The following is a 24,654-nucleotide window of genomic DNA, read 5'->3' on the forward strand; positions in this document are numbered from 1 at the left end:
ATGAGAACCTTGATCAGGTCATGAAGGGGCGTGCCCCGACCCTGACTACTGTTCGCAAGGGGCAGGAGATAAAGGAGACGCTTACACGTCGACGCTTTTTGTCCGTGCTCTTCGGCTACTGTGCGACTCTTTCGATCCTGCTCTACATGTTTGGCGTCGTTTCCGCACATGTATCTGTGGACGTTTCTGGCCCGCCTTGGAGCGACGATGCGCTCCAAGTTATCGAGGCTTGCGGTTGGGCGCTTTATACTTGGATGGTTTGTAGCTTGCTCGTGGTTACTCTTTTGGGTCTCCACTACTTGGTCGAAAGGATGCACCGAGCCTAAGTTTTGGCACAGGGCGTGGTGCAAAGTGTGGTATGTCTACCCAGAAAAGAAATTAAACACTTTATAAACATATACTTGTTCCCAAAGTGAGACAGACTGTCTCTCCGCCATAACACTCACCCAAGCAAATGATTCCATTGCGAAAGGGTCGTTTCGTGCACACATTTCCCCATGTAGTTTTCCAGGCTTGGTTGATCAGCGTGACGCGTAATGGTGTTGTGATCTGACAATGGGGCAGCACCGTGATGCACATTGATTTTCGAAGCCTATCCACGATAGTATTCTTGAAACCGGCATTCTTGCGGGTTCAGATTGCCACGATTCAGCGTGCCTGCGGCAGCTTCACTGCGCTACCAGGTGCGCGTCTCGCCCGTGTCGATATGGATGAAGCTTGAATAGCGTGAAAGCCCACCTCGACCGATTGATGCCGCGATTTCATGCAGCCCGCGTGGACCAAGCCTGTGATGGGTGATATCGAGCGCCTGACCGTGCAGGTGGTGTGAATTGGCAGCGCCTCCACGCACATTGCGCGAGGATGATCGAAATCCGTGGGTCAGGATCAGCGGCTCCTCCGCGCCGGCACGTTGCTGGATTTCAAACGCCAGATCCAGAAGATGCGGGTCCATTTCACCCAACTCGCCTGTGCGCAGATCGCGGGCGAAAACCGCAAATCGTGCAAGCGATTCCGCAATATAAGCGTGACCGTCGAAATAGACATGATTGAACACCTCGTCGGTGCGCTGATTGACCATAAGCAGGCTGCGTGCCTCGGCGGGGTCCGGCTGCGTTGCCCTTCGCAGGAAGGGCAATGCGAAGGCTGGTGCCGCTGATACGCCGCCAAGCGCCGCAGTGGCACCGAATAGAAAGCTGCGCCTGCTGAATGCGGCCGGTCGGGCTTGGGTCTGCATAGGGTCTCCGGGATGGTTATTTCCGGCTGGCGCTTTACGCTGCTTGCACGGATCATCCCAGTGGGCTGGACATTCACATCTCTGTGTCGGCGGATTCTGACCAAGCGGGGCAGACTGGCGCGATGGCATTCCATTGCCGCGCGTGGAATCCGACCCGTTCTGACAGCGTCAGGCACCCGAACCTGTTGCAGCCCATGCGCCTGCGTTGCCATTCAGGGGCGAAAAGGGCGTTCTGCCTGCGGACAGCCCGATATCAGGAACCGGCTTGCCCCATTGCCGGGATTGCCCCCGTTACGGCCTGCGCCAACACCCCTGCCCCTTGGCGGACGGGGTCGGAGGCGGGCAGGCCGGTCTCATCCTCAACCGCTTTCAGCGCGGCGAAGGCATCTGTTTGTGACAGCCGTGATGTGTTCAGCGCGATTGCCACGACCTTGGCTGGCGTCAATGCACCCGCTGCGCGCGCCACCGCTTCATTCAGGGCGATTACATCGGGCAGCGGGGGAATACGCACAGTGTCCAACTCGTCCAGCGTTTCCATGCCCGCGCGGTGGCACAGGATCATATGTGTCGCGCAACTGCCGCGCATCAGCGGCAGGGTCGCGGTGCTGCCGGGGTGCAGAAGCGAGCCTTGCCCCTCGATCACGACGATCTCTTGATCTGCGGCCTCCAGCACCATGCGTTCAACCGCGCCGCCCGCATGGTCCACGCGGATCGCGTCCAGCGGGATGCCGCGCCCCGTGATGGCAATGCCGGTCTGGCCCGTGGCCAGAAATGCCGCGTCGCGACCCAATGCCTGCAAACTGCGCGTCAGTTCCAACCCCGCTGTCATTTTGCCGATGGCCATGTCGGTGCCAACCATCAACACGCGGGTATTGCCCAGTTTTGCGGCGCGTCCCATCGCGATGGGCGGGGCATCACCCTGTGGTACGCGCAAATCCCAGACCCATTGACCGACGCGCAGCTTGTCTGCGAACATTGGCTGAAGGCGGTCATGCATGCCATTGACAAGGCTCATCCCGCCCGCAATGGCCTGTTCCAGAACGGCAACCCACGCTTGCGGCAAGCGCCCGCCGGACGGGGCGGTTCCCAGCACCAGAACTTCCGCGCCCATCTTCTGCGCCATGTTCACAGTGGCAACAACCGGCACATCGCTGTCCAACGCGCACAGATCGCGCACGCGTTTTCCCGCCTGAGTGCTGTCGATCACTGCGACCACCGGATTGCGCCCGTAGCGCAGGATACCTTCGGCCATCTTGGCGTTCAGGCTGCCCATTGTGGCCTCGGCGAATAAGGCGATAGGTCGGGTCGGGTCAAGCATGCAAGGCGCCTCCGTGGCCGGGCTGATCTGCGGGCAGGGTCACGCCATGTTCAAACGGCGCGCCGGTAGCAGGGTCGGGATCAAGGTTCAGATGGGAATCAAGGTCGATATAGTCGAACAGCGCCGACAATGACGCACCCGCAGCGATGGAAACCGCGCTTTCGCCCATGCAACCGATCATGGTTTTCAGCCCATGCGCGCGCGCAGTCGCGACAATCCGCAAGGCTTCGGTAATCCCACCGCATTTCATCAACTTCAGGTTCACCCCGTCCACGCACTGCGCGAATGCGGGAATGTCGCTGGAAAACCGGCAGGATTCATCGACGAAAACCGGCAAGGCGCGGTCCTTGAACAGCGCAGGCAACTGGTCTTCAGCCCCCTGAACAAGCGGCTGTTCCACATATTCCACACCGCGCGCGGCCAGCCAGCCCATCATATGGCGCGCGTCCGCCAGCGACCAGCCGCCATTGGCATCAACGCGCAACGCCGCCCCGCTGCCTGCTGCGGCGTCATGAACTGCCATGAACATGGCCTTGTCCGCGTCAATTCCGTCCGCACTGCCCAGCTTTATTTTCAGGGCTTTGGCCCCGCGCGCCAACAACAAGGGCACACGCTCGGACACGACATCGGGCGGGTTTATGCCCACCGTCAGTGATGAGATCACCCCGCGCCGCGCCAGCCCCAAAAGCCGGTAAAGCGGCATACCCGCCTGTTTGGCGCGCAAATCCCACAGTGCCATGTCCAGCGCGGCCAGCGCACAGGCCCCCACCCCGCCCGCATGCGCGCGCGCCCAGATATCATAGATCGCGCCGTCCAGACCGTTTGCGCAAAACGCCTCCAGTTGCGCGCGCCCTTCTGCCACTGTTGCCGCGCCTTCGGTTTCGCCCGGTGCCATCTCGCCCCAGCCGGTCAATGTGCCATCGGTGACCGACACAAACAGGTTGTCACCGCCCGAAATTTCACCACGAGAGATGCGCAAGGGAAAGCGCTTCTTCAGATAAAGTGTTTGATACTCGACCTTCATGCGACACCCTTCAAAAATGCTGTCAGATTGTCGGACAGCGCGTCACTGACATAGCCGCCTTCCTGCACCAGAAGCAGGGGCAGGCCCAGTCCCGAAATCGCCGCCGCAATTGACGCAAACCCCGCTGTGGTAATTGCCAGCCCCTTGAACGGATCGTCAACATGCGCATCAAGCCCCAGCGCCACGACCACCGCATCGGCCCCGAAGGCGGTTATATGTGCAAGGGCTGTGTCAAGCGCCGCCAGATACCCCGCATCATCCGTGCCGCGCGGCAGCGGCAGGTTCAGGTTGCACCCCATCCCGCGCCCTTCGCCGCGTTCTTGCGCCCCCCCCCAGAAAAAGGGGTAGAAGCGGTCGGGGTCCGCATGCAGCGACACTGTCAGCACATCATCACGGGCATAGAATATGCCTTGCGTCCCATTGCCATGATGCACATCGATATCCAGAACTGCCGGCCGCAGCCCGTATGTGCGCAACCGTTCTGCCGCAATGGCCGAATTGTTCAAAAAGCAGAAGCCCCCCGCCAGATCGGCGAACGCATGATGCCCCGGCGGGCGTGACAACACATAGACCGCCTGTTCACCACCCGCCACCAGATCAGCCCCCGAAATGGCCGATTGTGCCGACCAATAGGCCGCATCCCATGTCTGCGCCCCGATGGGACAAGCCGTGTCTGCCTGATGATAGCCTGCCTGCCCGATGGCGGATCTCGGGTAGTTGTCGCCCCGCGTGGCAGGGTGAATGTTCGGGATAACTTCTGCCCCCGCATCGGGAATACGCTGCCAACGCGGATAGATGGTGCGCAGAAAATGCAGGTATTGCGCGCTGTGAATGGCGGCGATCGGGCCAAGGCCAGCATCTTGCGGCGCATCAAACCGGCAGCCCGCCGCCATTGCCCCCGCCATAAGGCGGGTAATGCGTTCAGGCGCTTCGGGGCTGGGATAGGTTTTGCCATTGGCCATGAAATGGCGCGGGTCATGCAGGCGCTGGCGGTCGTCGAATACGGCTTTCATGTGGCCCTTTCCATCAATTTGGACACGCCCTGCGCGCCAAGGCGCATTTCCTGCATGCCTGTCGCGGGTTCGAAACCCAGTCGCTTGTAAAACCGCTGCGACGCCGTGCTGTGGTCATAGACTGCCAGCTTGATCCATGTTGCCTGCCAGTCGCGCGCGCCCTGTTGCGCCACCTGCGCCAGAAGGCGCGCGCCAAGCCCCTGCCCGCGAGCATGCTGACTTACCCACAGGTCGGACACATACAGCCCCGCAGCCCCGCGCACGGTGGAAAATACGGGGCTGAACATGGCCGCCCCCAAAGTATCATTGCCGCGCAAGACCAATATGGCATACGCGGCAGGGCGCGGCCCTGTCAGGGCATCGGCTAGTGTCGCGCGATCAGTGGAATAATCCTCTGCGATACCGGCACTTAGGGCGCGCAATGCGGCTTCCAGCCGCGCCAGGTCATCGGCGGTCGCGACCTGTCGAAAATTCATCACATCATCGCGCATTCATGCCCCCCTGCCCCTTCAGCCCCAATGTGGCGCGCGCCTGTTCGGGGGACATGACCACCCGCCCAAGGCGTTCCACAATCTCGCGGATTTTCACAACCTGTTCGGCGTTCGACCGCGCAAGCTGGCCGCGCGCAATGGTCAGGCTGTCTTCCAGCCCCACGCGCACATGCCCGCCCATGGCCGCCGCCATGGTGATCAGCGGCATCTGGAACCGTCCTGCCGCCAATACAGAAAACAGGTAATCCCCGCCGAACAGCTTGTCGGCCATGCGCACCATATGCGTCAGGTTCTCTGCATCCGGCCCCATTCCGCCCAGCACGCCAAACACGAACTGGATAAAAAAGGGCGGCTCTATCAGCCCGCGATCCGCGAAATGGCGCAGCATGTACAGATGGCTCAGGTCATAGCATTCAAATTCAAATCGCGCGCCGCGCTCCACGCCAAGGCTGGTCAGGATACGGGCAATGTCGCGGGGCGTGTTCTTGAAGACCAGATCGTCAGTGCCTTCCAGAAAGGGCTTTTCCCACTCATGCTGCCACTCGCGATCCTTGCCCAGCATCGGATATAATGCGAAATTCATCGTCCCCATATTCAGCGACGCCATTTCCGGCGCTATCGCCAAAGGGGCGGCCAGCCGGTCATCAAGCGACATGACTGCGCTGCCGCCGGTGGACAGGTTCAACACCGCGTCCGTGTCGCGTGCGAGTGCGGGCACGAAGCCGTTGAAATGCTCCAACGCGGCCGAAGGCTGGCCTGTCACCGGATCACGCGCATGCAGGTGCAGAATGGCCGCGCCCGCCTGTGCCGCGTCAATCCCGTGCCGCGCGATTTCCGCGCCAGTCACGGGCAGATGCGGCGACATGCTGGGCGTGTGAATAGAGCCGGTGAGCGCGCAGGTGATGATAATGCCCGACATGCGATCACGCCATTTCCGACAAGGCGGGCGCAATGTCGCGCACCAGACGGGTCAGGGCCGCATCCAGCGTGTCCGAAATCTCGACCAGATGCTGGTCAGACACAATCAGGGGCGGGCACACCATAATATGGTCCCCCTCCACCCCGTTGCGCGTGCGGCGGGAATAGACGATCAAGCCCATCTCATAGGCGATATCGACAAGGCGCTGATGGGCATTCAGTCGCGCGGGCAGCGGCGCTTTGGTGTCGCGGTCCGCCATCAACTCGAACGCCAGCAACAACCCTTGCCCGCGCACATCACCAATGACTGGATGGCGCGCTGCCAACCCCTCCAGGTGCTTGCGCAATTCCGTCCCCATGATTTCGGCGTTCCTCATCAGGCCCAGCCGCGCAATCTCGTCAATGACCGCCGCCCCCGCCGCGCAGGCCAGCGGGTTACCCGCATAGGTGAAGCCATGCACAAAGCCGCCCCCCTCCATCACTGCGGCAACCAGTTCATCGCGCGCGGCAATCGCACCAAGGGGCACATATCCGGCCGCGAAGCCCTTGGACAGCACAACAATATCAGGCGACAGGTCCCAATGCTCCAGCGCCAGAAAACGGCCGGTGCGACCCGCGCCGGTCATGACTTCGTCAAGGATCAACAGCACACCATACCGGCGGCAGATGTCCTGCACGGCCTGCATATACCCCGCAGGCGGCACCAGCGCGCCGGTGGACGCGCCGCCAATGGGTTCAACGATGAAGGCCAGAACACTGTCCGGCCCTTGGGCCATGATTTCAGCCTCCAGCATGGCGGCATAATGCGCGCCGGTGGCGGGGTCAGCGGGGTCCAGCCCGTCAAGATAGGCGCGCGGCGCGGGGATTTTGGGCATCGCCTGCATCATCGGCGCGAAAGGGTCCGTCAGCGGTGCATAGCCGGTCACGGCCAGCGCCCCCAATGTGCACCCATGATAGGACGGGGCACGGCTGATGACCTTCCAGCGGTTCCCATGCCCCACAGCCAGCGCGTGCTGGCGCGCAAGTTTGATGGCCGACTCCACCGCTTCCGACCCGCCCGATACAAAAAACACCTTGTTCATGCCTTCAGGGCAAAGCGCAGCAGTTCTGGCAGCCAGTTGCTCGGACGCTTCGGTTTCGAAATGCAGCCTGTAGCCGAAGGTCGATTTTTCCATCTGGCGGCGCATGGCCTCCAGCACATTGGGGTTGGAATGGCCGATATTGCACACCATCGCGCCGCTTGACCCATCCAGATAGCGCTTGCCGTCCACGTCCCACATGTAAACGCCGCGCGCCTGATCCAGCAGGGGGCGGCGCTGGCTGGTCTGATAGAAAAGGTGACTCATAACGGTTATCCGGGCAGGGCCGCACAATCGCGCGGCCTAAGGGTAATATGCACCTGCGCACCGGCAGGGAACGGGCGTTCGTCGATCATATTGATGGCCTGCAACTGCGTATCGCCCGCGCGCACGAAATAGCGCACGGACTGGCCCTGATAATCGACCGTTTCCACCGTGGCAGCGGCACAGAATACACCGCTTTCGGGCGGGCTGTCGCGCAACAGCAGTTTTTCGGCGCGGATGACCAGCTTCGCGCCCCCTTCACCAGCCAGATGCGGGGCCTTGGCGCTTGGCACCGTGACCTTACCAAAGACCGGCACGTCCAGAACGGCCCCGTCGGCACTGCGTGACAGGCAATGCCCGTCAAGAATATTGGACGCGCCCAGAAACTTCGCCACAAACTCGCTGGCGGGGGTGTTATACACCTCCTCAGGGGCGCCGACCTGTTCGACACGGCCATTGGACATGACCACAATCTGGTCGGACATGGCCAGTGCCTCGGATTGGTCATGCGTCACAAAAACGGTCGTGACGCCAATGCGCGCCTGAATGTTCTTCAACTCCACCCGCATATCTTCGCGCAGATTGGCGTCCAGCGCCGAGAGCGGTTCATCCAGCAGCAGCACATCCGGCTCAATCACAATCGCCCGCGCCAGCGCAATGCGCTGTTGCTGCCCGCCCGACAGTGCCTTGGGATAGCGGTTGCCCAGATGCGGCAGTTGCACCAGTTCCAGCGCATCTTGCACACGCCGCGCAATCTCGGATTTCGCAACATTGCGGTAGCGCAGGCCAAAGGCCACGTTTTCGGCAACGGTCTTATGCGGAAACAGCGCGTAATTCTGGAACACCAGCCCCAGATTGCGCTTGTGAATAGGCACATCATTGACACGCTTGCCATTGATGATGATCTCGCCCTCGGTCGGGTCCAGCAGGCCTGCAATCATGCGCAAGGTCGTGGTCTTGCCGCAGCCGGACGGACCAAGCAGCGTGACAAACGCACCCTCCGGTATGGTCAGCGACGTTTTCTCGACCGCTTGGAACGTGCCGAAACGCTTGACGATATTGTTCAGACTGACAGCGCCCATACTTCGCCTTTCATGGGATGAGACCCGCCCCAGCAGTACGCGGGATCATCTTCATCTTGCCGGAAATACTCCGGGGGGTTCCGGGGGGCTGGCCCCCCGGCCTTGCATTCAGAAACCGCGCTGGACACGGGCGAAGGTTTCGGACCATTCAGCCTCGTTGCCGTTCCAATAGACGGGATCGGCGAAGGTCAGCGCCTCCAGTGTGCCACTCGGATCATAGGCAGGCAGTGTTGGGATTTTGTCGCCCAGATCGACCTTGGTGCCATCCAGTGCAGGTGGGTAGTTCTGCCCCTCTGCCACCGCGATCGAGGTTTCGGGCGCAAGCATGAAGTTCAGCAGTTCTTCGCAGGCCTCGACTGGCGAGCCTTTGATCACGAACAGACATTCCTGCCAGCCGAAACTGCTGGGCGCGTCATAATAGCCGATATCATGGCCCTGCTCTTGCAGTGCCGCGATCCGGCCGGACCAGCCTTCGGTTACATAAATTTCCTCTTCGGCCAGCAGGCTCATCAATTCGGCGCCAGACCCCCAGTATTTCAGCGCCAGATCGCGGTGCGTGCGAATGGCATCCCATGCGGCGTCCATATCCTGAATGTCATTGGGGCTTTGGCCGGTTTGCAGGGCCGCATACCACAGCCGCGTGCGCCAGTCGCTCCAGCCGCCGATCTTGCCCTGATATTCGGGGTCGATCAGGATGGACGCGCCCTTCTCGCGAATTTCCTCGTCCGAGATATAGGCCCGGTTATAGGCCAGCCCTGTGGTACCGTAGTTATAGGGCACAGCCGACAGGTGGTCGGGCGTGATGCCGCGGAACGCATTGGTCAGCGCGTCCATGACCAGTTCCATATTCGGGATATTTGCAAGGTTCAGTTCCACATCCAGCCCGAAATTCACATAGCGGGCATAGTCGAACACACCTGACAGATGGGCGATGTTATATTCGCCTTCCTGACTGGACCGGACCTGCGCAAGGTATTCGTCCCCCCCTGCGAATGTGCCGTCAACCACATTGATACCAGTGGCGGCCGTATAGGGGTCGAATGCGTGACGGCGGAACGCTTCGGACACCACGCCGCCCCAGCCATCGAACCGCACCTGGCTGACATCCTGCGCGAAGGCCATTTTCGCAAACGGGGTCTGCACGCCATATGCCACGCCTGCAGCACCGATCAGGCCCAGAAAACTGCGGCGATCCAGATCACCGTTGCGGTAGCGCTCCAGCAGACGCTCGTAGCGTTTTGTATTATCCATATTTTGATCTCCTTGTCGGGTTTGGGTTGTGCGGTTCTTACATGCCGCGTTTTATGGCTATACTGCGGGCGATTGCGGCCCCCAGCAAAGGCAGGCCCACAGTGATGACAATCATCACTGTGCCAAGGGCGTTTATTTCGGGGCTGATGGAATTGCGCAGCATTGAGAAGATCTGCGTGGGCACGGTTTCCACCCCGCCCGGTTTCCAGAACAATGTGCCGGTGATGTCATCGAAGGATATGGTGAAGGCAAACAGCGCCCCTGCGGCGACAGCCGGCATCAGCAGCGGCAGGGTCACAGAAAAGAAGGTCTGCACCGGCGACGCCCCAAGGCTAAGCGCGGCTTCTTCCACATCGCGGCGTATGGAAACCAGCCGCGCCTGCACCACCAGAATGACAAATGGCAGGGTAAAGATGACATGCCCTGCCAGCAGCAGTGCGAAACTTTTGCCAATGCCCAGCCAGTTCAGAAACAGCAACAGCGCCACCGCCAGCACCACTTCTGGCACCAGAATGGGTGCGATCAGGATGGTGGTGATCAGGTTCTTGCCCGGCACTGCATAGCGCACCAGCGCAAGGCTGGCCAGCACACCCAGCGTGGTCGAGATCAGCGCCGTCAACAAGCCAAGGACAAGCGACGTGCGAAACGCGCGCATCACGGCATCATTGTTCCAAAGGGCTTCGAACCAGCGCAGGGAAAAGCCCGTCATGGGAAAACTGCCAAACTGGTTCTGGTTGAACGACAGCAGCACCACCACGACCACAGGCAGGAACATGAACAGGTAGACGCATATTGTATATGCCCGGATCGCCCCCCAGCCCATCAGCCCAGCCCCTTCGTGATTTGCGACATGCCAAGGTAGCGGTTGTAAATGGCCACAAGCACCCCCAATACGATCAGCAGCAGCAACGACAACGCGGACCCCATGGGCCAGTTCAACTGTGTGATAATCGCCTCGAACACCAGATTGGCGAACATCGCATCGCGCGGGCCGCCAAGGATAAGCGGGGTGATATAGGTGCCGGCGCCAAGGACGAAACACAGCAGCCCCCCCGCCGCCAGTCCGGGCAGGGATAAGGGCAATGTGACCTGCAAGAATGCCTGCCAGCGCGTGGCCCCCAGCGATGTGGCAGCGTCTTCCAGACTGGTATCAATCCCGTCAAGACTGACATAGATATTCAGAACCATGAAGGGCAGCAGGAAATGCGCAAGCCCCAGAATGACGGTTGCTTCGTTATACAGCATCTGAATGGGCGAGGATGTAAGGCCAACAGTCATCAAAAGCGTGTTCAACGCGCCGGAACTGCCCAGAATGTTGATCCAGCTCATCGTGCGAATGATATAGCTGATCCAGAACGGCAGCATAAGCAGCAGCAACAAGATCAGTTTGTTGCCACTGGAACGGGCGATGAAATAGGCCGCAGGGTAGCCCAGTAGCGCGCAAATAACGGTCGTAATGGCCGCAATCTTAAGGGTGTTCAGCAAGATATAGCGGAAAAACGGATCCGTCAGCGCGCGCTGCCAGTTGTCCAGATGAAACCCCGCCGTATCCGGGCCAACCGCCGAACGCAGCCAGAAGGAATACACCACAATGAACAACAGCGGCACCAGCAAAAGCAGGGTGACGGCCCCAAGCGCAGGGGACAGCAAAATCCAGGGCTGCCGCTTTTCACGGGCTTCAACAGACATGACTTGGTTCCTGTGAGTTGGTCGGCAACCGCCACAAAGCAAATGATTGCAAAGCCCCATGCCATAGTGCAAATAGATAATGGGAATATTGATTATAGGTTCTGTCAATGGCATACGAGGAAGATGCAGATCGCCTGACCCGTGATCTGGATTGGAACCTGCTGCGCAGCTTTGTTGTGATGGCCGAAGCGCGGTCGATCACGGATGCGGCCCAGCGGCTGCGGCTGACGCAGCCTTCAGTTTCTACCGCATTGAAAAAACTGGAAGATCGCATCGGTAAGCGTTTGATTGACCGCGCGCCGGGGCGCTATGAACTGACCCGTGCAGGTGCGTTACTGTATCGCGAAGCGGTCGAAATTCACGGGGCCGTCCATCGCCTGTCTACGTTGATGCGCGACACCACTGATGAAGTTACCGGCCATGTGCGTATTGCGGTGGCCAGCCATGTGGTTTGCCCGCTTTTTGATCGTGTCCTGACCGAATTCCATGCCCGTCATCCAAGTGCGACGCTGTCAATATCGGTTCTTGGGTCAGGGTCTGCATTGGCCAGCGTGGCCGCGCGAACGGCATCTTTCGCGATCTGCCTTGTCCACCGGCGCGACCCGAAGATCGAATATATGCGCCTTTATCGGGAATTCTTTGGCCTGTTTTGCGGGCCCTCCCACCCGCTATTCGGGCGCAAGGGCCTGCGCCAGAAGGATCTGGCCGGACATTCTGCGGTCAGCTTCGAAACGGACCGGCTGCATGATGCGCTGCGGTCCGTCACGCTGCTGCGGGCAGAATCGGAATTGAGCGAGCGGATCATAGGCACATCCAGCCATCTGGAAGAAGTGCGCCGGATGGTGATTGCCGGTGTTGGGATAGGCCCCCTGCCGCTGCATGTCGTGGCGCGCGATGTGCAGGACGGGCTGCTGTGGCGCCTGCCGCCCTATGACAACCCGCCCCCCATTGACGTGCATCTGGCATGGAACCCCAAGGCGGCGCTGAACCGCGCCGAGACAGCGCTTCTTGCCGCACTTCAAAACGCCATTTCGTCGGTTCCCATATCTTCGCGCACTTACGGCCTTGATACATCTTGCGATGGGGCCGGTGACGCAAGCCCCTAGCCAAAATCCACACCGCAGGTGCCGTGCCGCCCCGAAACCGGCCGCCCGCGATCAAGCCACGCGCGTGCCCACTTCGGCACGGCACAGCATACCAAACAGGTCGCGCGGGTCGTCAGGGTCGGCAATCATGTCCAGTTCCTGAAAGAACCCTGTGCCCTGAAGGCGCTGGTGGATGTGGCGCAGCGCACTGAAATCCTCGATCGCGAAGCCCACACTGTCGAATAGTGTCACCTGCCCCTGATCGGTGCGGCCCGTCGTCTGGCCCGTGATGACCTGCCAAAACTCACTCACCGGATGGTCGGGGGCAAGTTGCTGGATTTCGCCTTCAACCCGCGTCTGCGGCGGGTATTCCACAAAGATGCCCGCGCGCAACAGAATGTCGCGGTGCAACTCCGTCTTGCCGGGGCAGTCGCCGCCGACTGCGTTTATATGCACGCCGCCCCCGATCATGTTGTCAGTCAGGATCGTGGCATATTGTTTGTCGGCAGTGCAGGTTGTGATGATCTGCGCACCAAGGATGGCATCCTCGGCGGTGGCGCAAGACACGATGCGCACCCCCCGCCCGGCCAGATTGGCCGCACATTTTCGCGTCGCGGCAGGGTCGGTATCATACAGGCGGACTTCCTCAATACCGCAGACGGCCTTCATGGCCAGCGCCTGAAATTCGGCCTGCGCGCCGTTGCCAATCATGGCCATGACGCGCGCATCGTGCGGGGCCAGCCATTTTGCCGCCATTGCACTGGTTGCCGCCGTGCGCAATGCAGTCAGGATGGTCATTTCCGACAGCAGCACCGGATAGCCCGTTGCCACATCGGCCAGCACCCCGAAGGCGGTGACGGTCTGCAACCCCTGCCGTGTGTTCGACGGGTGGCCGTTCACATATTTGAACCCGTATTGTTGCCCGTCCGACGTTGGCATCAACTCAATCACGCCAATATCCGAATGGCTGGCCACGCGCGGGGTCTTGTCAAATTCCGGCCAGCGGCGGAAATCGGCTTCAATGGCGTCGGCCAACTCAAGCATCATGCGCTCAATGCCGACATGCAGCACAAGGCGCATCATGTGATCGACACTGACAAACGGCACAAGCGCGTGGCGAGAGGGGGATGACATGGCAGACTCCTTCAGGTGAAACTACGGGTGGGACGGTCAAAAACCTTGCGGCCCATCAGACTGCCCAGCAGATCGACCATAAGCCGCGCGGTTCGGCTGCGTTCATCCAGTGCGGGGTTCAACTCGACCAGATCGAGCGAGGTCATCAGTCCGGTTTCGTGGATCATCTCGCAGACCAGATGCGCCTCGCGGAAGGTCGCGCCGCCGGGAACTGTTGTGCCAACGGCAGGGGCGATTGCAGGGTCCAGAAAATCAACATCCAGACTGACATGCAGCATGCCCCGCGCGGCACGGACGCGGTCCAGAAATGCGCGCAAGGGGGCAGCGATGCCCTGTTCATCCAGCACACGCATGTCATTCACGGCAATCTCGCACTCTGCCAGCGCAACATATTCCGCCGGATCGACACTGCGAATGCCGAACAGGCAGATGCGTTCGGGCGGGATTGGCGCGGGAAATGGCGGGAAGGGCGCGAACCCGTCGCGACCGGCGGCATAGGCAACGGGTGTGCCGTGCAGGTTGCCCGAGGTGGTGCTTTGCGGCGTATGAAAATCACTATGTGCGTCCAGCCAAAGCAGGAACAAGGGCCGCCCGACACGCGCCGCATGGGCCGCTGCGCCCGACACCGACCCCAGCGCCAACGCATGATCCCCGCCCAGCACAATGGGCAGCCGCCCGCCGTCCAGTTCCACCTGCACCGCATCGCGGATCAGCGCAGTCCAGGCCAGCGTTGCAGGCAACTGGTCAAGGGCAGGATTGGGCACATCGCAGGCAGGCAGGCTGTCGGGCAATACCAGATCGCCGCGGTCCTGCGTCGGGTGTCCAAGGGCCATCAGCATCGCATGCAGCCCCGCGACTCGGTATGCGGCGGGCCCCATCAGGCAGCCCGGCTGGCGCTGGCCGCTGTCAACCGGGGCACCAATCAGGGTGGGCGGGTGCATCAATCTCTCTCTCTCCTGTGTTTACACCATGTGGCGCGCAGACAGGGCAGCATTCAACTGGACAAATCGCCAGTCAGGTGCATAAATTGACCATATTGACACCAAAAGGTTTCGAAATGGACAGCACAGACCAGCAATTGATCGCGGAATTGCGGCGTGACGGGCGGGCGTCCGTGATGGCGCTGTCAGACCGCCTTGGGGTCAGCCGCGCAACGGTGCGCATGCGCCTATCGCGGTTGCAACAGCAAGGCGAGATTCTGGGATTCACCGCAATCACACGGGGCGATGTGGCCGATGCACCTGTGCGCGGGCTGATGCTGATCGGGATTGAAGGGCGCGGCGCCGGACGCATCATGGCGCGGCTGTCGGGCATGTCGCAGGTAACAGCGGTGCATTCCACCAATGGCAGGTGGGATCTGATTGTGGAATTGTCAGCCCGGTCGCTTGACGAACTTGACAAGGTGCTAAGCCAGATCCGGGCGCTTGATGGTGTGACATCCTCGGAAACGAACCTGCTTTTGTCGACGCGCAGGGCCAGATCACGCTAACCACGCGGCCTGTGCGCGTGGTACAGTTTTGGCAGGCACGCAAGGCCTGTTCGCCAGCGCCGAACACCGCATTCGTCCTTGCACGGGTCGTGGTCCATGCCCATGACCCATATATGACGGGCGACCCCAAAGCGCATTCGCGCACAGAACGGAGGATTTCCCATGCCATCCGGACTTCACCATGTGACCGCAATCACAGCGCGGGTGCAGGCCAATGTCGACTTCTATGCAGGTTTTCTGGGGTTGCAACTGGTCAAGCAGACCGCCGGTTTCGCCGATGGCGAACAGCTGCATTTGTTCTATGGCGATGCACAAGGCTGCCCCGGCAGCCTGATCAGCTTCCTTGTATGGGAAGCGGGCGCGCGTGGCCGTAGCGGACATGGACAGGTGTTCGAGATCGCACTTGCCGTCCCGCCCGCCAGCATTGGCGAGTGGCTGGCGCGTGCACTGCAGGCGCAAATCCCTGTCGAAGGCCCCATGCGCGAATTCGGCGAACCGGTCCTGCGTCTGCGCGACCCTGACGGCATTATTGTCAAGCTGGTGGGGGCCGACCTGCCTGCAACGGCACCGCTGCCGGACCCCATTGCCCCCACGCGCCTGCGCGCGGTCACCCTGCTGAGTGACAAGCGGGATGCAAGCGCGGGCTTCCTTGCGCAATTCGGCTATCGCGCAGGCCCTTCGGAAGGTGCAGTGCAACGCATGGTGTCAGACCGTGATGTGATCGACCTGCGCGATGGCAGCGGATTTGTGCCTGCAATCCCCGGCACCGGAATGATCGACCATGTCGCCTTTCGCGCGCGGGATGCGGATGCCGTGCGCGCCATGCGGCGTGGGCTTGGAACCGTGCAGGGGCTGACCGAAGTGCATGACAGGCGTTACTTCCTGTCCCTGTATGTGCGTGACCCTGCCGGTCATTTGATCGAGTATGCAACCGATGGTCCGGGCTTTGCAGTGGACGAACCCGCGGACGCCCTTGGCCAGTCCCTGCTGATCCCGCCACATGACGCGGCGCGTGCGCAAGACCTGCGCGTGATGCTGCCACAATTCGCCCGCCCCGGCGCAGAAAGGATACCCATGCGTGATTTGCCCTTCATTCACCGCTTCCATACACCGGACGATCCTGATGGATCGGTCATTGTGCTGCTGCATGGCACCGGCGGAAGCGAGGCCGATTTGATGCCACTTGCACATCGCATTGCGCCCCGTGCGACCCTGCTGGGCGTGCGCGGACGGTCCAACGAGGAAGGCATAAACCGCTGGTTTCGCCGATTTGATGCCGTGACCTATGATCAGGCCGATATCCGGTCCGAGGCCGCCGCATTCAAAGGGTTCATGGAAAGCGCCGTCCAAAGCTACGGGCTGGAGGCGGGGCGCATCAGCTATCTGGGCTATTCCAACGGGGCAAACCTTCTGGGGGCGGTTATGCTGCTGCATCCCGGTCTGGTGCAGCGCGCGATCCTGCTGCGCGGCATCGCGGTTCTGGAAGACCCGCCCGAACCCGATCTGGCAGGGACCGGCGTGTTGCTTCTGTCAGGGGCGCATGATCCTTTTGCCCGCATGGCCCCGCCGCTTGAAGCGGCGTTGCGCGATGCAGGGGCCAGCCTTGACGCACAGACCCTGCCCGCTGGCCACGACCTTGGCGCGGCGGATCTGGACGTGACAAAAGCGTGGCTGAACCAGAAAATGGCACCCTGACCAGCACATGGTGAAAGCCCCCCGCCCAACAACCTTGGCGGGGGGCTTTTGACGTCCTTCAGATACTTTTCGCGAACCCGTCCATGAACGCCGCCAGCCGGTCGCGGCTGGCCGTATCCGTCAGGTTCCCATCCGCGTCGAACAGATCACCCGCCCGCGACACCATCAGCCGCCCGTCGGCCCAGACATCCGCCTTCAGCGTTCGCAACACAGGCAGCCAGTGATTTTGCGCCATGATCGTGCCAAACCCGCCGGGCGATGCGCCGATCACAGCAACCGGTTTGCCCGCCCACATCTGCAATCCCGGCCCGCGCGACATCCAGTCGATGGCATTCTTGAACACGCCGGGAATGCCGTTGTTGTATTCAGGGGTCACCAAAAGCACACCGTCAGCGGCCTTTAGCTGGCTTTGAAGCACCTGCACCGCAGGCGGCAGACCAGATGATTTTTCCAGATCTCCATCATAAAGCGGGACATCACGGATTGACCCGATCTCGACCCTTGCGTTCTGCGTCATCAGTTCCGCTGCTGCGCGCAACAAGCCGGAATTGAAGGATGCCTGCCGCAGGCTGCCGCTAAGGCCAAGGATTGTTTTTGTCATCAGATCACTCCTTTCGACATTGGTTTCGCGGGCGTCGGGGGGCTGGCACGGGGGCTATCGGGATTTTGTCACGCCCCGACAAGGCAACGGACTGCACTTGTTCGCTCAGGCGCCGCGCATCGCGGCGGTCGGCCGTCATTCGCCTAGTCCAGCGGTTTCAACCCCGCCTCGATCGCGGCACGGCGCGGTTCAAGGAAGGGCGGCAAGGACAATGCCTCGCCCATCGTCCCGAACGGTTCATCCACCGCGAAGCCCGGACCGTCGGTCGCCAGTTCAAACAGGTTCCCGCCCGGTTCACGAAAATACAGGCTGCGGAAGTAATAGCGCTCCACCTCGCCGGAACTGGGCATGCGCAGGGCGTTCAACCGCGCCGCCCATTGGCCAAGTGCGGCATTGTCAGGCACGCGGAATGCAACATGATGCACAGCCCCCGCCCCCTGCTGCGCCACTGGCAGGCCGGACTGTACGGCCACATGCAGCTCTGCGGCTGGCCCGCCCGCGCCCATTTCATAGACATGCACATGACCAACCCCATCGGGGCTGGCATAATCGCGCACTGCACGCATGTTCATCAGGCGGGTCAGAACCGCATCGGTCGGGGCCAGTTGCGGCACGGATATGGTGATTGGTCCCAGACCATGGATCTGGTGTTCGGCCGGAACCGGACTGCGCGCCCAAGGATGCGCGGCGGCTGGTGTATCTGCGGTCAGGCGGAAACGCTGGCCTTCCGGATCCTCGAAATCAAGGGTGGCGCGGCCATCGGTCTGTGTAATATCGCTGCGTGTCAGTCCGGCGTCTTGCAGGCGGGACGCCCAATAATCAAGACTGTCCTGTGACACACGCAACCCCGTGCGACTGATCGAATTGGTTCCACGCCTCTCGCGCCCGACGGGCCAGTCAAAGAAGGTCAGATCCGTGCCGGGACTGCCTGCACCATCAGCAAAAAACAGATGATAGGCCGATGTGTCGTCCTGGTTCACGGTTTTCTTGACACGCCGCAATCCAAGGGTTTCGGTGTAGAACCGGTTATTGCCGGGCGCGTCAGCGGTGATTGCGGTTAGATGGTGAATTCCGGTCAGGTCCATGTGGGCCTCCTTTCGTTTGTTCCAACATGGCACGGCACTGCCTGGTTGCGCAGCCCTGTCAACGCCAACCCGGTGTTCGCGATTGTCGAACGACAAGGGGCAGTATACCATGACATGATGCGCTATACACTGGACGAGATTGAGACCTTCCTGACGGTGATGGAACTTGGCACCGTCACCGCTGCTGCGGCGCATATGAACCTGTCGAAATCTGTTGTCAGCAAGCGCATTGCCGATCTGGAACGCGCCTTGCAGGCAGCGTTGTTCCTGCGCAATGCCGGTCGTGTCACGCCCACCGAAGCGGCGCAGCGGCTGGCACTGCAACTGCGCCCCGCACTTGGCGCCCTGACCGCAGCCACCGACAGCGCATCCTGGGGTATGGATGGCGCAGCGCCCTTGCGCGGGCGGCTGTCCATCACCGCCCCCATGAGTTTCGGGACGCTTTTCCTTAGCCCGATCCTTGCGCGTTTTGCGCTGGCGCATCCGCGGCTGGAACTGCGGATCGACTATGATGATCGTGCCCGTGATCTGGTCCGTGACGGGTTCGATCTGGCCGTGCGCATTGGCGAGGCGCGCGACAGCGCCCTGATTGGCCGGACGCTGTGCACCGATCAGATGGTCGCCTGCGCCAGTCCCGATTACCTGTCCCGTCATGGCCATCCGGCAACACCTGCAGATCTGGCGGGCCATCAGGTGCTGAGCTACAGCCACTTGCCGGACGGGCAACTGTGGCAGTTTGCAACAGGCGGGACATTTACACCGGCCCCTGTGCGCAGCTGCCTGACCCTTAACAATGGCGAGGCGATGCGCGATTTTGCAGTGGCTGGCATCGGGCTGGCCATGTTGCCCGGCTTTCTGGTGGCGACACCGATTGCGGCAGGCAGACTGGAAGCCGTATTGCCGCACTACGCAACGCGGAAAATGCCGGTCCTTGCGCTGTGGCCACCGATTTCCCCCATGCCCGCGAAACTGCGCGCCCTTGTCGATCATCTTGCGCGGGAACTGGCAGGCGGGCGTCCGTGGACGGAATAGGTTGCCCAAGCGTTGCAAATGGCGGGCATTGGCTTGCCGTGTCGCATGGACTTCCGGCATTCCGCTTCGACTGACAAATCCCTGATCCTGTTTGTCCTATCTTCCCCCACTCGCGCCTGCGCCGCTCCGAATGTTATGTCCAGCGCAACGATAAAGGCCAGGGAACCTTGATCACCGCTTGGCGTTAACTGTCATGGCCGACCACATTGCCCCGGACAGCACGACCAAGAATGCGCAAGCCCGCCCGCCTTTGCAACACTGGCGCGTTCCTGCGGGACCGCATGTGTTCGCGATTTTGCCTATGGGTTTCATCGTGGTTTCCGCCCCACGCCGTGACTTGAAGGACTTGGGCACTACCATACCCCTTATCAATCACGAAACTCGCGATACGGCATGAACTACGCCCCGCGCCATTCTGTGTTTCGCTGCCCCCCCCGCTGGCGGCACATCCCCCCTCTCGACTTGAGACAAGGAGCTTTCCATGAACGACCGCGCTGACGCCTTGCTAAGCAACTTCATTGACCGCGTTGCGGCCCGCCATGAAGGCGAAACAGAGTATCTGCAAGCCGTCACCGAGATTGCGCGCGACGTCCTTACAATCGAGAAAGCGAACAGCACCTATACCAAAGCCCGCATTCTGGAGCGGCTGACCGAGGCTGACAGGATCATAAGTTTCTCGGTCATTTGGGAAGATGATGCCGGTCAGGTGCAGATCAATCGCGGATGGCGGGTGCAACATTCCAATCTGCTGGGGCCATACAAAGGCGGACTGCGCTGGGTGCCCGATCTGTCGCCTTCGGTGCTGAAGTTTCTGGCCTTCGAGCAGGCGTTCAAGAATGCCCTGACAGGCCTGCCCTTGGGTGCGGCCAAAGGTGGTGCGGATTTTGACCCGTCCGGCCGGTCAACTGCTGAGATCAGGCGGTTTGCTACGGCCTTCATGACACAGCTTGCTGCGCATATCGGGCCGGATACAGACGTGCCGGCAGGCGATATCGGGGTCGGGTCGCAGGAAATCGGCGTGATGGCGCGGGTCTGGATGCAGCGCGCCCTCCGCTGGGGCGGTGTCCTGACGGGCAAGCCGGTAGCCCTTGGGGGCAGTGCAATGCGCACCGAGGCCACGGGGTACGGGCTGCTGTATTTCACGGCCGCGATGCTGGACGCGGAAGGCGAAACCCTGAAGGGCAAACGCATTGCCCTGTCCGGACGCGGGAATGTGTCGCGTTTTGCCGCCCGGAAGGCGATTGAGCAAGGCGCTCGCGTTGTCACCATGTCGGGCCGCAAAGGGACATGGCACGCCCCCGACGGCTTCAGCCCGCAAGCCCTTGACTGGCTGGTCACCGCCGAAGGCGATAGCGCATATTCCCCGCCAGAAGCGCTCGAACTGACATTTGAAGAAGGCACGCGCCCTTGGGGCGTGCCCTGTGACATTGCCCTTCCTTGCGCGACGCAAAACGAAATCGGGCTGGAGGATGCCAAGGCCTTGGCCGACGCAGGCTGCCGTTATCTGGCCGAAGGGGCGAATATGCCCGTAACGCAGGACGCCATCGCGCATCTGGCGCGCGCGGGCGTCCTGCAAGCACCGGGCAAGGCCGCCAATGCAGGCGGGGTTGCCGTATCGGGGCTGGAAATGCAGCAGAATGCCGGATTTTCACGCTGGAGCGCGGCGCAGGTTGACGGTTGCCTGCGCGAAATCATGTGCACCATCCATGACCGCCTGACGTCTGAGCGGCGAAGCTGCTACACGCAAACCGGCGCGGTTGACTATCGCCGCGCGGCAAATGTGGCAGCGTATCGGCGCCTGGCCGAGGCTATGATCGCGGCCGGCTGATTGTTTCCAAGGGGGGGTATGGCAAATGCCATCGCGGGTGCGGCCAAGGTGCCAAGAACGCGATATTGCGCGCAATCGCAGTCTACGCACCAGAAGCGGGCCAGTCGTGCCTGCACTTCAGAACTGGGTGCGCAGCCAGCTCCACACCCAATCAGCCGCCTGTGTCCGAAGTGGCCGGTCTTGCCATTCCTGCAAGGTGATTTGCCGCGCCCGCGCCAGATCCTGTTCAAAAATGCCGATCTTGGCTGCTGCAAATTCCGGATCAAACACATTCAGGTTGGCTTCGTCATTCAGCCGGAAAGAGCGTTCGTCGAAATTGGTAGAGCCGATGGACGCGAACATAACATCCACGATCAGTAGTTTGGCATGCATGAAGGTCGGCTGGAATTCATGGATGCGCACCCCTGCCTCCAGAAGTGGCCCCCATAGGTGTCTGGACGCGTTGCGCACCATTTCTTTGCTCATATGCGCGCCCGGAACAATGATATCCACCGCGACCCCGCGCGCCCGCGCGTCCAGCAACTGGTTTACAGCCACCTTATCGGGCACGAAATAAGGGGTTGTGATCCGGATATGATCCTGCGCCGATGCGATCACGGTCATCAGCATCAGATGCATGTAATTGCGGCTGCCAGTGGAACTCAGCACCAGTTGGGCAGCGACCTCTCCCACAGGTTCCAAAGGTGGGAAAAACCTGTCGCCCTGCAATATTTCGCCTGTGTCTTCGACCCAGTTTGACGCAAAGCCCCCTTGCATGGCGGCGACAACCGGCCCTTCTATGCGGTAATGCGTTTCGCGCCATTCATCCGGGCTGCGGGCATCCCCCAGCCACTCATCACCAATTCCGACCCCGCCAATAAACCCTGTTTCACCGTCAATGATCAGAAATTTGCGGTGCGTGCGGTTGTTGATCCGGTCCAGCGTATACCAGCGCAAAGGACGGAAGCGCTTGACCTTGACCCCTTCGGCGGCCATCGTATCCACCAGTTCCGGATTCATCGGCTCCGAGCCTGCCCAGTCCAGCAGAACGCGCACGTCCACCCCCGCCTGCGCGCGCTCTATCAAGGCGTCTGCGAATTCATCCGCGATCTGGCCGGACCAGTAAACATACGTCTCGAAATTGATGCTTGTCTGTGCCGATGCAATGGCCTCAAGCATGGCGGGAAAAATCTCATCTCCGTTTTGCAAGATGTCGATGGCGTTCCCGTCAATCAAGTTGGATCCGAACAACCCGGACACACTGCGCTGAAACTCCGGATCCGCGGGCGACAGGATTGCGTCCACTGGCCTGCGCAGCTCTCGCCGGTCGGGCATAAGATTCAGGGCGACAACCACAGCCGCCAGCGTCAACACCAGCACCGTGACGCACAGCACAATGCGCCGCCGCGCGTGACGCAGCCGGTCAAACATCTGGCCCATCCGAACCGTGAACCGGTTCTGCGGCACGCACCATGCCGCGCGCCCAGTTTCGGGTCATCACACCAAAGCAATCATGGATTGAATCTGCAGCAATGCTGCGACCTTCCGTCAAACGCCCCAGAACGGCAAGTCCTTCGGATGCGCGCCCCGCATCGTCAACATCAATGCCGCCTGTTGCCTTGTTTTCACGCAAAACCCCGTCGGATCGGAACGCGCGGATCAGCGGGTCATCGATCACATCAAGCCTTGGTGGGGGCAAAACTGCATCAATCATGACCTGCGCATAACTGTGCTTGTTCAGCACCCAACCCTGCGCCGTCAGCTTAATCTTGGGGTCATCGGCAACGGCCAGCTGCACAAGCCCGTCATCGGCAAGCGCAAGCATCAACCGGGCCGAAGTCAGGGGCGGGCCGTAGGTCATGCGTTTTAGCCCGCGATCAAACCCCAGTATCGCAGCGCGTGTTTCCGCCGGACCGTCCGAGGCCAGAAAGATGCGACGCAGGTCCGGCTGAAACTTGCGCCAGATCTGCCCGATGCAATAGCCGACCGAAGCGGGCTTGCGCCCTGCGGCCATATCGATTCCGTCCCGCAAAACCGCTAGTGGCGAACGCGCACTGTCTTGTGCGCCAGCCGTGTCACATTCCACCTTCAGCCAGCCTGTCGGATCTTCGCCTGTCAGCCGCTGTGCAGGTATGGCAAGGGCGCGCCTCACCTTGGCCAGCGCGGCATCCGGCCCAAGGTCCAGCGCCCGAGTGAGGGCGTCACCAAGCAGCGCGGCTTCACCACCAGTCAAGTCAAACCGGCTTTCCAATGCCTGAACAGGTTTCGGCAGCGGCGGCATCCCGTCAAGCGAGAAAGGTAGAATAACCGCTGGCTCCGCGCCCGACCGGATATAGCGACCACCGGAAAACCGCCCGCCCTGACCCAGCGTCAGAATGGCCAGAACATCCAGTGCGGCAAGACCCAGCCCACGAATTGCGACTGTCTTTCCAGACCAACGGGCGGCCTTTTGTTGCAGCGCATGGCCCGGATACGCCGGGGCAAGGGTTACCCCGCACCCGACCGCTTGCGCGCACCAGCGCTGCCATGTGCTGTCGGGTTGGGTGACCGGCTGGCCCATCGCCAGAACCAGTTCGTCATATGGTCCGTATTCACCCATATGCGTTGCCAGCCACCAGCCTGACGCATCGCGCCGTGCTTTTGTTACGACCTGTTGGTGATGGGCCAGCGCCATGGGGAACGACGCTAGCAAGGCGGAAAAGCGGCTGTGCAGGTATTCGCCCAACAGATGACGGGGCGGATACTCTTCTGCCGCGTGCGCTGTTGTCTGACACAACCAGTCACTGAAAGAAGGGTGTTCAGGCAAGGCCAGCGCTGGAATATCCACATCGCAGGCCCGAAGATTCAGACGACAGCAGGCAGTCTCGTCCAAGGCGAAATTCGGCCCCGCAGCGGGCCAGGGGCTTGGATCGAATATGTCGATACTGCACCTTGGCAGGCTGGCCAACGCATGTTCAACAGCCGCAAGTCCGCGCGGACCGCAACCGATGATCCCCAAGCGTAAAGCGGGCTTGGTCCCCCCTGCCCCTGCCACTGACCCCGACTGCATCACGCGCGCCACTTCCGGCCCGTCGTGAACAGAACCGGCTGCCAGCGGTCAGGCTGTTCATTGCTGATTGCTGCACCCGCCCAAATCAGCAGACCTGCCGCCAAGAAGACACCAGCCCCGCCATCAAATGCGATCTCGCCTGAGATCCAGACAAACGCGGCGGTCAGGCCAATCTGCAACGGCAAATGACATTGGCAAAACCTGAAGGCCAATAAGGCATGGATCAATCCGTGCATAACATATCTCAAAATCAAGGCGTATCAGGAAGAACCGCTCAATCCTGTTTCGGTTCCAGCAAACCGCATTGTCACAGG

The 24,654-nt window shown here is 61.1% G+C and carries 23 protein-coding genes; 6 read left to right on the forward strand and 17 right to left on the reverse strand.

Annotated elements, in window-relative coordinates; genetic code table 11:
• On the forward strand, positions 1-326 hold a 326-nt coding region (locus ACTIE1_RS03010; RefSeq protein ID WP_439563250.1), incomplete at its 5' end, for a hypothetical protein.
• Between the two features lie 350 nt (positions 327-676).
• On the opposite strand, the gene ACTIE1_RS03015 is transcribed toward ACTIE1_RS03010, so the two are convergent.
• The 11 genes from ACTIE1_RS03015 to ACTIE1_RS03065 form a co-directional block, all read right to left on the reverse strand.
• Entirely contained in the window at positions 677-1,234 is a 558-nt protein-coding gene (locus tag ACTIE1_RS03015; RefSeq protein ID WP_439561607.1) for a YcbK family protein, read from the reverse strand.
• A 253-nt stretch (positions 1,235-1,487) separates the two neighbouring features.
• A complete protein-coding gene (locus tag ACTIE1_RS03020; RefSeq protein WP_439561608.1) occupies positions 1,488-2,552 on the reverse strand; it encodes a DUF1611 domain-containing protein in 1,065 nt (354 codons plus the stop codon).
• Entirely contained in the window at positions 2,545-3,576 is a 1,032-nt protein-coding gene (locus tag ACTIE1_RS03025) for a dipeptide epimerase (protein ID WP_439561609.1), read from the reverse strand. The genes ACTIE1_RS03020 and ACTIE1_RS03025 overlap by 8 nt, the downstream gene beginning before the upstream one ends.
• A complete protein-coding gene (locus ACTIE1_RS03030) occupies positions 3,573-4,589 on the reverse strand; it encodes a histone deacetylase family protein (protein ID WP_439561610.1) in 1,017 nt (338 codons plus the stop codon). The genes ACTIE1_RS03025 and ACTIE1_RS03030 overlap by 4 nt, the downstream gene beginning before the upstream one ends.
• Complete coding sequence (locus ACTIE1_RS03035) at positions 4,586-5,080, reverse strand: GNAT family N-acetyltransferase (RefSeq protein ID WP_439561611.1); 495 nt, start codon at positions 5,078-5,080, stop codon at positions 4,586-4,588. The genes ACTIE1_RS03030 and ACTIE1_RS03035 overlap by 4 nt, the downstream gene beginning before the upstream one ends.
• Positions 5,070-5,999: a 3-keto-5-aminohexanoate cleavage protein gene (locus tag ACTIE1_RS03040; RefSeq protein WP_439561612.1), complete on the reverse strand. Its 930-nt coding sequence runs from the start codon at positions 5,997-5,999 to the stop codon at positions 5,070-5,072. Before ACTIE1_RS03040 ends, ACTIE1_RS03035 begins: the two co-directional genes overlap by 11 nt.
• A gap of 4 nt (positions 6,000-6,003) precedes the next feature.
• Positions 6,004-7,344, reverse strand: a complete 1,341-nt coding sequence (locus ACTIE1_RS03045) for an aminotransferase family protein (RefSeq protein WP_439563251.1) — start codon at positions 7,342-7,344, stop codon at positions 6,004-6,006.
• A 5-nt stretch (positions 7,345-7,349) separates the two neighbouring features.
• On the reverse strand, positions 7,350-8,423 hold the full coding sequence (locus ACTIE1_RS03050) for an ABC transporter ATP-binding protein (protein ID WP_439561614.1): 1,074 nt from the start codon (positions 8,421-8,423) through the stop codon (positions 7,350-7,352).
• 108 nt (positions 8,424-8,531) lie between these two features.
• On the reverse strand, positions 8,532-9,674 hold the full coding sequence (locus tag ACTIE1_RS03055) for an ABC transporter substrate-binding protein (protein ID WP_439561615.1): 1,143 nt from the start codon (positions 9,672-9,674) through the stop codon (positions 8,532-8,534).
• A gap of 37 nt (positions 9,675-9,711) precedes the next feature.
• Positions 9,712-10,497, reverse strand: coding sequence for an ABC transporter permease (locus ACTIE1_RS03060; protein WP_439561616.1), 786 nt, complete (start codon positions 10,495-10,497; stop codon positions 9,712-9,714).
• Positions 10,497-11,363, reverse strand: coding sequence for an ABC transporter permease (locus tag ACTIE1_RS03065; protein WP_439561617.1), 867 nt, complete (start codon positions 11,361-11,363; stop codon positions 10,497-10,499). The genes ACTIE1_RS03060 and ACTIE1_RS03065 overlap by 1 nt, the downstream gene beginning before the upstream one ends.
• 107 nt (positions 11,364-11,470) lie before the next feature.
• On the opposite strand from ACTIE1_RS03065, the gene ACTIE1_RS03070 reads away from it, so the two are divergent.
• Positions 11,471-12,469 carry a LysR family transcriptional regulator gene (locus ACTIE1_RS03070; protein ID WP_439561618.1) on the forward strand — a complete coding sequence of 333 codons (999 nt, stop codon included), beginning with the start codon at positions 11,471-11,473 and terminating at the stop codon, positions 12,467-12,469.
• A gap of 51 nt (positions 12,470-12,520) precedes the next feature.
• On the opposite strand, the gene ACTIE1_RS03075 is transcribed toward ACTIE1_RS03070, so the two are convergent.
• A complete protein-coding gene (locus ACTIE1_RS03075; RefSeq protein WP_439561619.1) occupies positions 12,521-13,582 on the reverse strand; it encodes an ornithine cyclodeaminase in 1,062 nt (353 codons plus the stop codon).
• An 11-nt stretch (positions 13,583-13,593) separates the two neighbouring features.
• A complete protein-coding gene (gene rocF / locus ACTIE1_RS03080) occupies positions 13,594-14,523 on the reverse strand; it encodes an arginase (protein ID WP_439561620.1) in 930 nt (309 codons plus the stop codon).
• Positions 14,524-14,639: 116 nt separating this feature from the next.
• On the opposite strand from rocF, the gene ACTIE1_RS03085 reads away from it, so the two are divergent.
• Together ACTIE1_RS03085 and ACTIE1_RS03090 are read left to right on the forward strand one after the other, a co-directional pair.
• On the forward strand, positions 14,640-15,071 hold the full coding sequence (locus tag ACTIE1_RS03085; protein ID WP_439561621.1) for an Lrp/AsnC family transcriptional regulator: 432 nt from the start codon (positions 14,640-14,642) through the stop codon (positions 15,069-15,071).
• 162 nt (positions 15,072-15,233) lie between these two features.
• On the forward strand, positions 15,234-16,766 hold the full coding sequence (locus ACTIE1_RS03090; RefSeq protein WP_439561622.1) for a VOC family protein: 1,533 nt from the start codon (positions 15,234-15,236) through the stop codon (positions 16,764-16,766).
• Between the two features lie 58 nt (positions 16,767-16,824).
• Here the strand turns inward: ACTIE1_RS03090 and ACTIE1_RS03095 are convergent, their stop codons facing one another.
• Positions 16,825-17,367, reverse strand: a complete 543-nt coding sequence (locus ACTIE1_RS03095) for an NADPH-dependent FMN reductase (RefSeq protein WP_439561623.1) — start codon at positions 17,365-17,367, stop codon at positions 16,825-16,827.
• Positions 17,368-17,510: 143 nt separating this feature from the next.
• Entirely contained in the window at positions 17,511-18,452 is a 942-nt protein-coding gene (locus ACTIE1_RS03100) for a ring-cleaving dioxygenase (RefSeq protein WP_439561624.1), read from the reverse strand.
• A 114-nt stretch (positions 18,453-18,566) separates the two neighbouring features.
• On the opposite strand from ACTIE1_RS03100, the gene ACTIE1_RS03105 reads away from it, so the two are divergent.
• On the forward strand, positions 18,567-19,484 hold the full coding sequence (locus tag ACTIE1_RS03105) for a LysR family transcriptional regulator (protein ID WP_439561625.1): 918 nt from the start codon (positions 18,567-18,569) through the stop codon (positions 19,482-19,484).
• Between the two features lie 481 nt (positions 19,485-19,965).
• Positions 19,966-21,312, forward strand: coding sequence for an NADP-specific glutamate dehydrogenase (gene gdhA / locus ACTIE1_RS03110; protein WP_439563252.1), 1,347 nt, complete (start codon positions 19,966-19,968; stop codon positions 21,310-21,312).
• A 117-nt stretch (positions 21,313-21,429) separates the two neighbouring features.
• Here gdhA and ACTIE1_RS03115 read toward each other — a convergent pair whose 3' ends face one another.
• A complete protein-coding gene (locus ACTIE1_RS03115) occupies positions 21,430-22,722 on the reverse strand; it encodes a phospholipase D-like domain-containing protein (protein WP_439561627.1) in 1,293 nt (430 codons plus the stop codon).
• A complete protein-coding gene (locus ACTIE1_RS03120; RefSeq protein WP_439561628.1) occupies positions 22,715-24,340 on the reverse strand; it encodes an FAD/NAD(P)-binding protein in 1,626 nt (541 codons plus the stop codon). The genes ACTIE1_RS03115 and ACTIE1_RS03120 overlap by 8 nt, the downstream gene beginning before the upstream one ends.
• Positions 24,341-24,654: the final 314 nt, after the last annotated feature.

It is taken from the genome of Roseinatronobacter sp. (assembly GCF_051859525.1).
In the GTDB taxonomy this organism is placed as follows: domain Bacteria; phylum Pseudomonadota; class Alphaproteobacteria; order Rhodobacterales; family Rhodobacteraceae; genus Roseinatronobacter.